The organism is Streptomyces sp. NPDC051219 (assembly GCF_040682335.1).
GTDB lineage: Bacteria > Actinomycetota > Actinomycetes > Streptomycetales > Streptomycetaceae > Streptomyces.
In genome coordinates, this window is sequence record NZ_JBFBAS010000002.1 from 306,407 (window position 1) to 318,998 (window position 12,592).

The 12,592-nt window shown below is 69.4% G+C and carries 11 protein-coding genes and 1 pseudogene; 2 read left to right on the top strand and 10 right to left on the bottom strand.

All coding sequences use genetic code 11. The annotated features are described in order from the left end of the window. Positions 1 to 7: 7 nt before the first annotated feature. Complete coding sequence (locus AB0M62_RS04160; protein ID WP_366072538.1) at positions 8 to 1,186, top strand: mechanosensitive ion channel domain-containing protein; 1,179 nt, start codon at positions 8 to 10, stop codon at positions 1,184 to 1,186. Positions 1,187 to 1,248: 62 nt separating this feature from the next. On the opposite strand, the pseudogene AB0M62_RS04165 reads toward AB0M62_RS04160, so the two are convergent. The 5 genes and pseudogenes from AB0M62_RS04165 to AB0M62_RS04185 form a co-directional block, all read right to left on the bottom strand. Beyond that, positions 1,249 to 1,588: pseudogene (locus tag AB0M62_RS04165) on the bottom strand (cation:proton antiporter); the annotation flags it as partial. 82 nt (positions 1,589 to 1,670) lie between these two features. Beyond that, positions 1,671 to 2,162 carry a GNAT family N-acetyltransferase gene (locus tag AB0M62_RS04170; RefSeq protein ID WP_366072539.1) on the bottom strand — a complete coding sequence of 164 codons (492 nt, stop codon included), beginning with the start codon at positions 2,160 to 2,162 and terminating at the stop codon, positions 1,671 to 1,673. Then, positions 2,159 to 3,100, bottom strand: a complete 942-nt coding sequence (locus tag AB0M62_RS04175) for an RluA family pseudouridine synthase (protein WP_366072540.1) — start codon at positions 3,098 to 3,100, stop codon at positions 2,159 to 2,161. Before AB0M62_RS04175 ends, AB0M62_RS04170 begins: the two co-directional genes overlap by 4 nt. A 17-nt stretch (positions 3,101 to 3,117) precedes the next feature. Next, positions 3,118 to 3,714 (bottom strand): signal peptidase II, encoded by a 597-nt coding sequence (lspA, locus tag AB0M62_RS04180; protein WP_366072541.1) that lies wholly within the window; start codon positions 3,712 to 3,714, stop codon positions 3,118 to 3,120. Positions 3,715 to 3,837: 123 nt separating this feature from the next. Next, positions 3,838 to 4,869, bottom strand: a complete 1,032-nt coding sequence (locus AB0M62_RS04185) for a TraR/DksA C4-type zinc finger protein (RefSeq protein WP_366072542.1) — start codon at positions 4,867 to 4,869, stop codon at positions 3,838 to 3,840. Between the two features lie 577 nt (positions 4,870 to 5,446). On the opposite strand from AB0M62_RS04185, the gene ileS reads away from it, so the two are divergent. Beyond that, positions 5,447 to 8,590, top strand: coding sequence for an isoleucine--tRNA ligase (gene ileS, locus AB0M62_RS04190; protein ID WP_366072543.1), 3,144 nt, complete (start codon positions 5,447 to 5,449; stop codon positions 8,588 to 8,590). Between the two features lie 241 nt (positions 8,591 to 8,831). On the opposite strand, the gene AB0M62_RS04195 is transcribed toward ileS, so the two are convergent. The 5 genes from AB0M62_RS04195 to pgeF form a co-directional block, all read right to left on the bottom strand. Next, positions 8,832 to 9,986: a DivIVA domain-containing protein gene (locus AB0M62_RS04195; protein WP_366072544.1), complete on the bottom strand. Its 1,155-nt coding sequence runs from the start codon at positions 9,984 to 9,986 to the stop codon at positions 8,832 to 8,834. 55 nt (positions 9,987 to 10,041) lie between these two features. Next, positions 10,042 to 10,332 (bottom strand): YggT family protein, encoded by a 291-nt coding sequence (locus AB0M62_RS04200; RefSeq protein ID WP_366072545.1) that lies wholly within the window; start codon positions 10,330 to 10,332, stop codon positions 10,042 to 10,044. 70 nt (positions 10,333 to 10,402) lie between these two features. Next, positions 10,403 to 11,008, bottom strand: coding sequence for a cell division protein SepF (gene sepF / locus AB0M62_RS04205; RefSeq protein ID WP_366072546.1), 606 nt, complete (start codon positions 11,006 to 11,008; stop codon positions 10,403 to 10,405). Positions 11,009 to 11,132: 124 nt separating this feature from the next. Further along, positions 11,133 to 11,852 carry a YggS family pyridoxal phosphate-dependent enzyme gene (locus AB0M62_RS04210; protein ID WP_366072547.1) on the bottom strand — a complete coding sequence of 240 codons (720 nt, stop codon included), beginning with the start codon at positions 11,850 to 11,852 and terminating at the stop codon, positions 11,133 to 11,135. Positions 11,853 to 11,855: 3 nt separating this feature from the next. Then, positions 11,856 to 12,590 (bottom strand): peptidoglycan editing factor PgeF, encoded by a 735-nt coding sequence (gene pgeF, locus AB0M62_RS04215; protein ID WP_366072689.1) that lies wholly within the window; start codon positions 12,588 to 12,590, stop codon positions 11,856 to 11,858. Positions 12,591 to 12,592: the final 2 nt, after the last annotated feature.

Below are 12,592 nucleotides of genomic sequence, written 5' to 3' on the forward strand. Positions count from 1 at the left end.
CGAAGGCATGGAGAACGTACTGCGCCCGTTGATCGTTGTCGGCGGCTCGGTCGTACTCACGTTGGTGTTGGGCTGGCTCGTCGACCGGTTGCTGCGCCGCGTGGACGACCGCCACCCCGAGACACCCCTGTGGGGCTTGCTGCGCCGCTGCCGACTTCCCCTCCAAGTGGTACTCCTCACAGCGCTGCTGAGAGGGACGTACCAGCAGACCGAGTGGCAGGCCATCCAGAACCACGAGACGGCCATCGGTCGCCTGCTCACCCTGGTGCTCATCGGCGCCGGGGCCTGGCTGGTCATCCGGATCGCCGCCGCGGTCGTGGAGTCCACCTACGCCCGGTACGCGTCGTCGACGCGCGACCCGGCCCGGGTGCGGCGGGTCCGCACGCAGGTCACGCTCATCATGCGGATCGTGACCGCGGTCGTCGTCGTGGTCGCGCTGGCGGCCATGCTGCTGACCTTCCCGGCCATGCGGGCCGTGGGCACCTCGCTGCTGGCGTCCGCCGGAATCCTCGGCATCGTCGCCGGTGTCGCCGCGCAGTCCACGCTCGGCAACCTCTTCGCCGGCTTCCAGATCGCCTTCGGCGACATGGTGCGGATCGGTGACACCGTGGTGGTGGACGGCGAATGGGGTGTGGTCGAGGAAGTGACCCTGACGTTCCTCGCCGTACGGACCTGGGACGAGCGCCGGATCACGATGCCTGTGTCCTACTTCACAAGCAAACCCTTCGAGAACTGGTCGCGCGGCGGCGCCCAGATGACCGGCACGGTCTTCTTCCAGCTGGACCACTCCGCGCCGGTGAGCCTGATGCGCGACAAGCTCCAGGAGATCCTCGCCGACTGCAAGGCGTGGGACGGGCGCGACTGGAGCCTGGCCGTGACCGACACCACACCCAGCACCATGCAAGTGCGTGCCGTGGTCACCGCGAAGGACGCGGACGACATATGGACCACGCGATGCGTCGTCAGAGAGCAGATGATCGCCTGGCTGTGCGAGGAGCACCGGTACGCGATGCCGCGGATCGCGACGTCACCGGCCGAACTGCCGCCGGACGGACAGTGGCCGGAGCGCGGCAAGTCGAACGGCATGCCACCGGCCGCCGAGGAAGTCCACAGCAACAACGCCGGGGCGTACACCGCGGAGGCGGTGGAACCGGACGGCCACCATCCGCGCACGGGACGCGGCTGAGACGTCCCCAGCCCTATGCACGGCAGTTCGTCGTCCCCGCCGGTGCCCCGCGGGGACGACGGCCGCCGGGGCAGCCCGAGCGAGCCGGCTACCGCCGTCGCCGCCACGGTGTCGGGCGGCGCGACGAGGGCGCTCAGGGCGACGGCGAGCAGCAGGATCGGCCGCACGTTGGCCGCGAACTGCCGCCAGGAGGTGCGCTGAGCGGAGGCGTACAGCAGCGGCGGCAGAACCAGCGGGAGGATGCAGTCGGGCGGAATGTCGACATTGGGCACGAGGGGCAGCAGTGCCAGCCCGATCCCGCCCAGGGTCATGAGTACCGGCGCGTGCAGCCCGAGCCGGTCCCAGGGGCACAGTGACCACGGCCCCGAGCAACAGCAAGAACAGCAGCGCCAACTGATCCACCGTGCGACCTTCCGGCCTCGACGACCAGGATGCTCAGCGCGCCACGCGCTTCACGCCAAACGCGTCGAAACGGACCCGGCGTTCAGAGCGCCTGGAGCATTTTGCGCATCGCGCGGTGCGCTATCCCCGCGTCGGCGAACTCCGGGCCGTAGGCCACGTACCCCAGCCGCTCGTAGAAACCCAGGGCGTGCGTCTGCGCGTGCAGATCGACGGCCGCCAGCCCGAGCCGCGCCGCTTCCGCCTCTATGGCACGCACCAGGGCGACTCCGACGCCCATCCCACGGGCAGCCCGGCTGACGGCCAGCCGGCCGAGCGAGCCGACCGACGCGTCGGCGCCGCCGGTCTTCTCCGCCGCGGCGGGACCGTGCACCAGCCGCCCGGTCCCCAGCGGGCCGTCCGGCCCGACAGCCAGCACATGCACGGTGCCGGAGCCGTCCGCGTCGAAGGCGTCGTACTCGATGTCCGCGGGGACTTCCTGTTCGACGACGAAGACTTCCTTGCGGACCGCAAAGCATGCCTCGCGGTCGGCAAGACCGGTAGCGACGCGGAGGGCGTACTCGGCGGCCGTACTCACTCGCTCTCCGCCCGGATCACGTCCAGCGCGTGCTGGAGGTCGGCCGGGTAGGCGCTCTCGAACTCGACCCACCGGCCGTCCGAGGGGTGCTCGAAGCCGAGGCGCATGGCGTGCAGCCACTGCCGGGTCAGTCCGAGCCGCTTGGCGATTGTGGGGTCGGCACCGTATGTCAGGTCGCCGACACACGGGTGGCGGTGGGCCGCCATGTGCACGCGGATCTGATGCGTACGGCCCGTCTCCAGCTTGATGTCCAGCAGCGAGGCGGCCCGGAAGGCCTCGATGAGGTCATAGTGCGTGACGGACGGCTTGCCCTCGGAGGTCACAGCCCACTTGTAGTCGAGGGTGGGGTGCCGGCCGATGGGTGCGTCGATGGTTCCGCTCATCGGATCGGGGTGGCCCTGGACCAGCGCGTGGTAGCGCTTGTCGACCGTACGCTCCCGGAACTGCTGCTTGAGCGAGGTGTACGCGCGCTCCGACTTGGCGACGGCCATCAGCCCCGAGGTGCCCACGTCCAGCCGGTGCACGATGCCCTGCCGCTCGGCCGCACCTGAGGTGGAGACCCGGTAGCCGGCGGCCGCCAGACCGCCGATGACGGTGGTGCCGGTCCACCCGGGGCTGGGATGCGCGGCAACGCCGACCGGCTTCACGATGACGACGATGTCGTCGTCATCGTGAATGATGTCCATGCCTTCGACGTGCTCGGCGACGATCTGTACGGGCGCGGGGGGCGCGGGCATCTCCACCTCGAGCCAGGCACCCCCGCTCACCCGCTCGGACTTCCCGACGACGCTGCCGTCGACCGCGACCTTCCCCGCAGCCGCGAGTTCGGCCGCCTTCGTCCGGGAGAAACCGAACATACGGGCAATGGCGGCGTCGACGCGCTCGCCTTCCAAGCCATCGGGTACGGGCAGGGTTCGAATCTCGGGAATCGTACTCACCCGTCGAGTATGCCTTGTCAGTCCTTGTGAACTGTGCCGTCCGGGTCCAGCCCGCGGAACGAGAGGATCACGATCAGGAAGCCGCCGCACACGATCGCGGAGTCGGCGAGGTTGAAGACGGCGAAGTGGGCGGGCGCGATGAAGTCGACGACCGCGCCCTCGAAGACGCCCGGCGAGCGGAAGATCCGGTCGGTGAGATTGCCGAGCGCGCCGCCCAGCAGCAGGCCCAGCGCGATCGCCCAGGGGAGGCTGTACAGCTTGCGCGCCAGCCGGGCGATCACCACGATCACGGCCGCCGCGATGACGGTGAAGACCACGGTGAAGGCCTCGCCGACGCCGAACGCCGCCCCGGGATTGCGTACCGCCTCGAACTTCAGCAGATCACCGATGATCTCGACCGGCGCGTGGTGCTCCAGCTTGGCGACCACGATCATCTTGCTGACCAGGTCCAGCGCGTAGGCGAACACGGCCACGAGGAAAAGCACGAGTATCCGCCGCCTGCCCTTGGGCGGCTCGGCCGGGGCCGACGCGTCCGAGGATCCGGAGGCAGGAGACTGCTCCGGCTCGGCTCCTTCAACATCCGGCGTACCGATGATGCGCTCCGCCTCTGCCACGTGAGTCCCTCAACCTAGGTGCCTGACCAGAAGACGAGGGTACGGCACCCGGGTGCGGACCCCGGTGCCCCGGGCGCAGGCGCCGGGGGGCAGGCGCCTGCGCCGGGCGCCCGCACCGCGGTCTCAGGAGCGCCGCTCCTGCTTCTGCTTGCACTCCACGCACAACGTGGCCCGCGGGAAGGCCAGCATCCGGGCCTTGCCGATCGGATTCCCGCAGTTCTCGCAGAGCCCGTACGTGCCGGAGTCGAGCCGCTCCACCGCCCGCTCGGTCTGCTCCAGCATCTCCCGGGCATTGGCGGCGAGTGCCAGTTCGTGCTCGCGGGTGATGTTCTTGGTGCCGGTGTCGGCCTGGTCGTCGCCCGCGCCGTCCCCGGAGTCCCGCATCAGACCGGTGACGGCCTGCTCGGAGTGGAGGATCTCGTTCCGTAGCCGCAGTACCTCGCTCTCCAGCTCGGCGCGCGCGTCCGCGACCTCTTCCGGCGTCCAGGGGTCCTCACCGGGCCGGACCGCCAGCTCGCCCGGTTCCGCCGGAGCGGCCGTACGCGCCTTGGGCAGGTCGGTCGACGCCGCCGCGGCCCGCTTCCTGGCGGCCGTGGCCCCGGCCGCCGTCTTCTTCGCAACCACTGTCCTGGCTCCCGTCTGATCCGCGGCCTGCGCCGCCCCCTTGGCCGCCGTGGCAGCCTTCTTCGCGGTCGCCTTGGCAGTTGCCGCAGCGGGTGCCGCCTTCTTGGCCGCGGCCTTCGCCGGTGCCTTCCTGGCAGAGGCCTTCGTGGCCTGGGCCTGCTCGGCCCGCGCTGTTTCGGCCGGGGCCTTCTCGACCTGTCCGGCCTTGGCCCTCTCGGCCTTCAGGGCCTTCTTGACCGGTTCGGCCGGTTCAGCCGACCTGGCCGACTTGGCCGACTTGGCCGGCACCTTCTTCGCCGCGGTCTTCTTCGCCTGTGTTCTGTTCACCGTTGCCTTCTTCACCGCGGCGTTCTTGCCGGCTGCGACCGCCTTGACCGTGGCCGTCGGCACCACCGGGGCCTTGTTCGCGACGGTCTTCCCGGCCGTCCTCTTCACGACGGCGGTCTTCTTCCCGTTCGCTTTCTTGGCCGCCGCACCAGTGGAATCTGCGGACGCCGTCTTCTTCTGTACGGCGGTCTTCTTCGCCACCATGGCGCGGCCCCTTCACATATTGTGATCTTGCGCGCGAATCGTGCTGGGACGATAAATCGACTCCAGCCCCACGGCAACGGGCCACGCCGCCCGATCGGCCCGCCCCGCACGTCGGCAAGGCGAGCCTGCATCCGTTGTGCCCAGCTCCCCGCGCCGTAATCCGCCACACGCGCGCGGCCGGAATCCGCGGGGCTTCGTATACCCATTCGGGTCAGCCACGCGGCGGGACACGAGGAGACCCGGGGAGACGCGGTGACCGTAAAACCGGTCTGCCGCGCGTCGCGGCGGCCCGTACACTGGGCCAAGCGAAAGGCATGGATGGGGACCAGTAGCGTCGTACGCAGCCATGAGCGACCCGGGGATGGTGTGAGCCCGGGGGCAAGCGCGATGTGAAGCATCACCCCGGAGCCGCCGGAAGAAAGTCCTCGTAGGTACGTGGGGCGAGTAGAACCGGCATCGCGACCTCAATGAGGGGGCCACCGGCACCGCCGGCGGCCAAGGAGGGTGGTACCGCGGGAGTGCTCAACGGCTCTCGTCCCTCCGACGGAGACGACACGTCCGTTGGAGGAAGCCGCCGATGACATCGCCGCAGTACCGCCAGGTGCCCGCCCAGGTCGACCTGCCCGCCCTCGAGCATGCCGTGCTCGACTTCTGGCACGAGAACAAGATCTTCTCGAAGAGCCTCGAACAGTCCGAGGGACGCCCCGAGTGGGTCTTCTACGAGGGCCCGCCGACCGCCAACGGCATGCCCGGCGCGCACCACATCGAGGCCCGCGTCTTCAAGGACGTCTTCCCGCGCTTCCGCACCATGCGGGGCTACCACGTGGCCCGCAAGGCCGGCTGGGACTGCCACGGTCTCCCCGTGGAGCTGGCGGTCGAGAAGGAGCTCGGCTTCAACGGCAAGAAGGACATCGAGGCGTACGGCATCGCCGAGTTCAACGCCAGGTGCCGTGAGTCCGTGACCCGGCACACCGACGCCTTCGCCGAGCTGACGACCCGCATGGGCTACTGGGTCGACCTCGACGACGCCTACCGGACGATGGACCCCGAGTACGTCGAGTCCGTGTGGTGGTCGCTGAAGGAGATCTTCAACAAGGACCTTCTGGTCCAGGACCACCGTGTGGCCCCCTGGTGTCCGCGCTGCGGCACCGGCCTGTCCGACCACGAGCTCGCGCAGGGATACGAGACGGTCGTCGACCCCTCCGTCTTCGTCCGCTTCCCGCTGACCTCCGGCCCGCTGGCGGGCGAGGCGGCGCTGCTGGTCTGGACGACCACTCCGTGGACCCTGGTCTCCAACACTGCCGTCGCCGCGCACCCCGACGTCACCTACGTCGTGGCGACGAACGGTGAGGAGAAGCTCGTAGTCGCCCAGCCCCTGCTCGAGAAGGCTCTCGGCGAAGGGTGGGCGGCCACCGGCCGGACCTTCACCGGCGCCGAGATGGAGCGCTGGACGTACGAGCGCCCCTTCTCGCTGGTCGAGTTCCCGGCGGAGGCGCACTACGTCGTCAACGCCGACTACGTCACCACCGAGGACGGCACCGGTCTCGTCCACCAGTCCCCCGCCTTCGGTGAGGACGACCTCAAGGTCTGCCGTGCGTACGGCCTGCCGGTCGTGAACCCGGTCCGTCCCGACGGCACCTTCGAGGAGAACGTCCCGTTGGTGGGCGGCGTCTTCTTCAAGAAGGCCGACGAGGCGCTCACCAAGGACCTCGCCGACCGCGGTCTGCTGTTCCGGCACGTCCCGTACGAGCACAGCTATCCGCACTGCTGGCGCTGCCACACCGCGCTGCTCTACTACGCGCAGCCGTCCTGGTACATCCGCACCACCGCCGTCAAGGACCGGCTCCTCCAGGAGAACGAGAAGACCAACTGGATTCCGGAGTCGGTCAAGTACGGCCGCTTCGGGGACTGGCTGAACAACAACATCGACTGGGCGCTCTCCCGGAACCGCTACTGGGGCACCCCGCTGCCCATCTGGCGCTGCGAGGACAACCACCTGATTTGCGTCGGCTCGCGCGCCGAGCTGTCCGAGCTGACCGGCACGGACCAGTCCGCGCTGGATCCGCACCGCCCGTACATCGACGACGTCACGTTCCCCTGCACCCACGAGGGCTGCGGGCATACGGCCACACGCGTCCCTGAGGTCATCGACGCCTGGTACGACTCGGGTTCGATGCCGTTCGCGCAGTGGGGCTATCCGTACAAGAACAAGGAGATCTTCGAGAAGCGCTATCCGGCGCAGTTCATCTCGGAGGCCATCGACCAGACGCGCGGGTGGTTCTACACGCTGATGGCCGTCGGCACGCTGGTCTTCGACAAGTCCGCGTACGAGAACGTCGTCTGCCTGGGCCACATCCTCGCCGAGGACGGCCGGAAGATGTCCAAGCACCTGGGCAACATCCTCCAGCCCATCCCGCTGATGGATCAGCACGGCGCCGACGCGGTGCGCTGGTTCATGGCAGCCGGCGGCTCGCCGTGGGCCGCGCGCCGCGTGGGCCACGGCACCATCCAGGAGGTCGTCCGCAAGACGCTCCTCACGTACTGGAACACGGTCGCCTTCCAGGCCCTGTACGCGCGTACGTCCAAATGGGCCCCCTCCGCGGCCGATCCCGCCCCGGCGGACCGTCCCGTCCTCGACCGCTGGCTGCTGTCCGAACTCCACGCGCTGACCGACCAGGTCACGCAGTCCATGGAGGCGTACGACACCCAGCGCGCCGGCAAGCTGCTCTCGGCCTTCGTCGACGACCTGTCCAACTGGTACGTACGCCGCTCTCGCCGCCGCTTCTGGCAGGGCGACGCGGCCGCGCTGCGCACCCTGCACGAGGTCATCGAGACGGTCACCCTGCTGATGGCCCCGCTGACCCCGTTCATCACCGAGCGGGTCTGGCAGGACATGATCGCCTCTGTGACCCCGGACGCGCCGGAGTCCGTCCATCTCTCCGGCTGGCCGGAGGCCGACCTGTCCTCCATCGACCCGACGCTGTCCCAGCAGATGCTGCTGGTCCGCCGGCTGGTCGAGCTGGGCCGCGCGACGCGCGCCGAGTCGGGGGTAAAGACCCGCCAGCCGCTGTCCCGCGCGCTTGTCGCGGCGGGCGGCTTCGAGTCACTCTCTCCCGAGCTGCACACCCAGATCACGGAGGAGCTGAACGTCTCGTCGCTGGCCTCCCTGTCGGAGGTGGGCGGCTCGCTGGTCGACACCACGGCCAAGGCGAACTTCCGTGCGCTCGGCAAGCGCTTCGGCAAGGGCGTCCAGGCGGTGGCGAAGGCGATCGCGGAGACGGACGCGGCTGCGCTGTCGCTGGCTCTGCGCGAGGGCAACGCGGCCGTGACGGTGGACGGTGAAACCGTCGACCTCACGCCGGAGGAGGTCATCATCACCGAGACCCCGCGCGAGGGCTGGTCGGTGGCCTCGGACTCGGGTGCCACGGTCGCGCTGGACCTGGAGATCACGCCGGAGCTCCGGCTCGCGGGCCTGGCCCGTGACGCGATCCGCCTGATCCAGGAGGCCCGCAAGAACAGCGGCCTCGACGTCGCGGACCGCATCGCGGTGCGCTGGTCCTCGACCGAAGCGTCGACGGCCGGTGCTCTGACCGCGCACGCGGCGCTGATCGCGGACGAGGTCCTGGCGGTCGACTACGCGCAGGGCGAGGCGGACGACACGTACGGCACTCCGTTCACGGACGAGGGCCTGGCCCTCACGTTCCGCCTCCGCAAGGCATAACGGAGCGGGCAGAGCGGCCCGGCGCCTTGGGCGCCGGGCCGCTCTCTGTTCCCCCCGCAGTCGGGTGGCCTCCGCTGCCCAGCTCGCGCGGCGAACGGTGAGCCGGGCCGGCGGGGGACGAGCCGGGCCGCCGCGGGTGGTCCACGCGTTTGGTGCCCCACGCAAAAGGGCCGGGCCCCGGGAAGAATCCCGGGGCCCGGCCCTCTGCCTGCCGACGGCTACGCGCTCAGCGCGGGGGCCGTCAGTTGTCGTCCTCGTCGATCAGGAATCCACGCATCGGCGAGGGGGCCTGCTGCATCGGCTGCGGAGCCTGCGGCCGCACCGGCGCCATCGGCTGCGTCATCGCGGGCGACATCTGCTGCTGGCCGCCGTACGACTGAGCACCCGAGGACTGGCCGTGGCCACCCATGGACGGGTTGCCCATGGAGTTGCCCATCGACGGGTTGCCACCCATCGTGTGGCCCATCGCACCGGCCGGTGCCATGGAGCCGCTCATCGAGGGGGACGGCGGCAGCGACGCGGTCGCCGGCGTACGCGGCGGGGCCAGCGAGTCGTCCGCCTGGGTCTCCAGCTGACGCAGCTGGCTCTCCAGGTAGGACTTCAGGCGGGTCCGGTACTCGCGCTCGAAGCCGCGCAGGTCCTCGACCTTGCGCTCGAGCGTGGCGCGTGCGGACTCGAGCGAGCCCATCGCCACACGGTGCTTCTCCTGGGCGTCCCGCTCCAGCGCGTCGGCCTTGGCGCGGGCATCCCGCTCCAAGCCCTCGGCACGGCTGCGCGCCTCGCCGACGATCTTGTTGGCCTCGGAACGGGCCTCCGCGATCGCCTGGTCGGCGGTCTGCTGCGCCAGCGAAAGGACACGAGCAGCGCTGTCGCCGCCGGGGCCCTGGCCGGGCTGCGGCATCTGCGGACCGTGGCCGCCCATGGGACCGCCCATCTGCTGACCCATCGGGCCGCCCATCGGCTGACCCATGGGACCGCCCATCGGACCCTGACCCATCGGACCCTGGCCCATCGGGCCGGGACCGTGCTGGCCCTGCGGGCCGTGTCCGCCGGGACCGGCGGGAAGCTGGGGAGCGCCACCGGGCAGCTGGGGGGGACCCATCTGCGGGGGCTGCTGCTGGACCGGCGGACCTGATATGGCGGCGGGCACAGGTGCACCGGGACCGCGGCCGTCCTGCGGCTCCGGCGGCTTGCGCATGCCCTGCTGCTGGTTCTGGGCAGCGGCACGCGTCGCCGCGGCCAGCTTGGCGCGCAGGTCCTCGTTCTCGCGGAGCAGGCGGGTCAGTTCGGCTTCGACCTCGTCGAGGAAGGCATCGACCTCGTCCTCGTCATAGCCTTCTCGGAGGCGGACCGTCGTGAACTGCTTGTTCCGCACGTCCTCGGGGGTCAGCGGCATCTCTTCTTCACCTCTACGTAGTCGTCGGCAGTCGGCAAGACCGTATCTTCCACACTCACCTCGCGAAGCTGCCCACGAGATTGATCAGGATATAGACAATGATCATCAGAACGAAGAAGGACAGGTCGAGTGCCACGCCCCCGAGACGCAGCGGCGGAATAAACCGCCGCAAAAGCTTGAGCGGTGGATCGGTGACAGTGTAGGTGGCCTCCAGAACGACCACCATCGCCTTGCCGGGTTCCCATGAACGGGCGAACTGGAAGACGTAGTCCATGACCAGTCGGAAGATCAGCACGATGAGGAAGCACATCAGCACGATGTAGACCACCTGTAGTGCCACGCCCATCTCGCGCTTCCCTCTCCCCTGGCTCTCGCATGTCCGGCCTCTCGGCCGGGTTCGTTCCGGGTGTCGTGTCTCAGCTCTGGTTGAAGAATCCGCCCTCAGCGATGCGGGCCTTGTCCTCCGCCGTGACATCGACGTTAGCAGGCGACAACAGGAACACCTTCTGCGTCACCCGCTCAATGCTGCCATGCAAACCGAAGACCAGACCCGCAGCAAAGTCGACAAGTCGCTTCGCGTCGGTGTCGTCCATCTCAGTGAGATTCATGATCACCGGGGTGCCCTCACGGAAGTGTTCCCCGATGGTACGGGCCTCGTTGTAGGTCCGCGGGTGCAGTGTGGTGATGCGGTACGGCTCCCGCTCGGACACAACCTTGGGCATGATCACCGGTGCGTTCTTCTCCAGGTTCGAGCGTTCAGGTGTGATGGATGCCACGGGGGCGATACGTGCCGGACGTCCACTTTCAACAGGGAGCGAGACGGGCTCGCGCTGCGCTGGCGGATGTACCACTCGTACCGGTTCGTCCTGCACCGGCTGATGCGAAGGCTGGTGCCGCCGGCGATCCCGCTCCGGCTCCGGCTCGGGCTCGAACTCGTCATCGGGGTCAAACCCCGGGCCGTCGTATCCATCGTCCTCCACGAGGCCGAGGTAGACCGCCATCTTGCGCATCGCGCCGGCCATTCTCTGAGTCCTCCGCTCTGTGGTGGATCCGCCTCGCCGCCAAGCGCCCGAGATCCACTGAGTCTGACCGCCTATTGGCGGAAATGACCATATTTTCTGCTGTGGTCCGACTTGCTTGGCGACGTTACCCGAGCCGGGGTCGGACTCCGAGTACCGCAGTGCCGACGCGTACATGTGTCGCCCCGGCGGCCACGGCCTCTTCGAGGTCCGCACTCATCCCAGCTGACACCATGTTCGCAGCCGGATGGTCCGCGCGCAGGCGGGATGAGATTTCCATCAGCCGCTCGAAAGCCGCCAGTTCGCGTCCCGCGTACGGTCCGGCGAGCGGTGCGACGGTCATCAGACCGTCCAGCCGCAGTCCGGGCGATTCCGCCACAAGTGTCGCCAACTCCCCAATTCCATCGGGCCCGACGCCTCCTCGCGCCCCCCGCTCACCCGACTCGGCGTCGAGTGCGACCTGGATCAGACAGCCGATCTCACGCTGAGCCCGCACCGCCGCGGCAGAAAGAGCGGAAACGAGCTTGGCGCGATCGATGGACTGCACCACATCGGCATAACTCGCCACGGAACGGACCTTGTTCGTTTGCAGTTGTCCGACGAAGTGCCAATTGAGCGGAAGGTCCGCGCAGTCGGCGGCCTTCGGAGCCGCGTCCTGGTCACGGTTCTCGGCGACGTGACGGACGCCCAACTCCGCGAGCAGCCGTACGTCGCTCGCGGGGTAGGTCTTGGTGACCACGATCAGGGTCACTTCGGTCCGCTCACGGCCGACGGCCGCACAGGCGGAGGCGATACGTTCCTCCACCTTCGCCAGATTCGCGGCGAGTTGAGCCTTGCGGTCCGTCATGTGCTACCTGTCCAACCAGACATAGCCGGCGATCCGCCCGGTGGTGCGGTCGCGGCGGTACGAGAAGTGGTCGTCCGACTCGAGCGTGCAGACCGCGGACCGCTGCCTGTCCCGTACGCCCAGCGCATCGAGCTGGGCGTGCACCCCGGCGACGACATCGACGGCCGGGGTCCCCCAGCTCGTCTCGGACCAGGCTTCCGGTACGGCGTCGGCGACTTCGGCCCGCATTGCTTCGGGGACCTCGTAGCAGCGTCCGCAGACCGCCGGCCCCGTCCGGGCGATGATCCGCTCCGGCTCGGCTCCGAGCAACAGCATGGCGTCGACGGCGGCAGGCACGATTCCGGCGACCAGTCCGGGCCGGCCGGCGTGCGCGGCGGCGGCCACTCCTGCGACCGGATCGGCCAGCAGGACCGGCGTGCAGTCCGCGGTCAGTACCGCGAGGGCGAGCCCGCGTCGCGTGGTGACCACCGCGTCCAGCGGCGGGGCCGGCCGGTCGGTCCACGGTTCGTCGACCTCGGCGACATCATTGCCGTGGACCTGGTTCATCCAGACCACCGCGTCGGGGTCGAGGCCGAGGGACTTCGCCGCCAGCCCCCGGTTGGCCAGTACGGCCTCCGGGTCGTCGCCGACCGCTCCGCCGAGGTTGAGCTCCTCGTACGGAACGGCGCTCACCCCGCCCCACCTGTCGGTGAAGGCGAAGTGCGCGCCGTTCACGGATATCACCGCGTCGTGCAGCACGG

What these genes read in the sequence shown, in the direction of transcription:
- AB0M62_RS04195 (WP_366072544.1), bottom strand. Translation starts at nt 9,986, where the DNA reads ATGCCGCTGACCCCCGAGGACGTGCGGAACAAGCAGTTCACGACGGTC.
- AB0M62_RS04210 (WP_366072547.1), bottom strand. Translation starts at nt 11,852, where the DNA reads ATGACGGACCGCAAGGCTCAACTCGCCGCGAATCTGGCGAAGGTGGAG.
- sepF (WP_366072546.1), bottom strand. Translation starts at nt 11,008, where the DNA reads ATGGCCGGCGCGATGCGCAAGATGGCGGTCTACCTCGGCCTCGTGGAG.
- AB0M62_RS04200 (WP_366072545.1), bottom strand. Translation starts at nt 10,332, where the DNA reads ATGGGCGTGGCACTACAGGTGGTCTACATCGTGCTGATGTGCTTCCTC.
- AB0M62_RS04185 (WP_366072542.1), bottom strand. Translation starts at nt 4,869, where the DNA reads ATGGTGGCGAAGAAGACCGCCGTACAGAAGAAGACGGCGTCCGCAGAT.
- ileS (WP_366072543.1), top strand. Translation starts at nt 5,447, where the DNA reads ATGACATCGCCGCAGTACCGCCAGGTGCCCGCCCAGGTCGACCTGCCC.
- AB0M62_RS04160 (WP_366072538.1), top strand. Translation starts at nt 8, where the DNA reads ATGGAGAACGTACTGCGCCCGTTGATCGTTGTCGGCGGCTCGGTCGTA.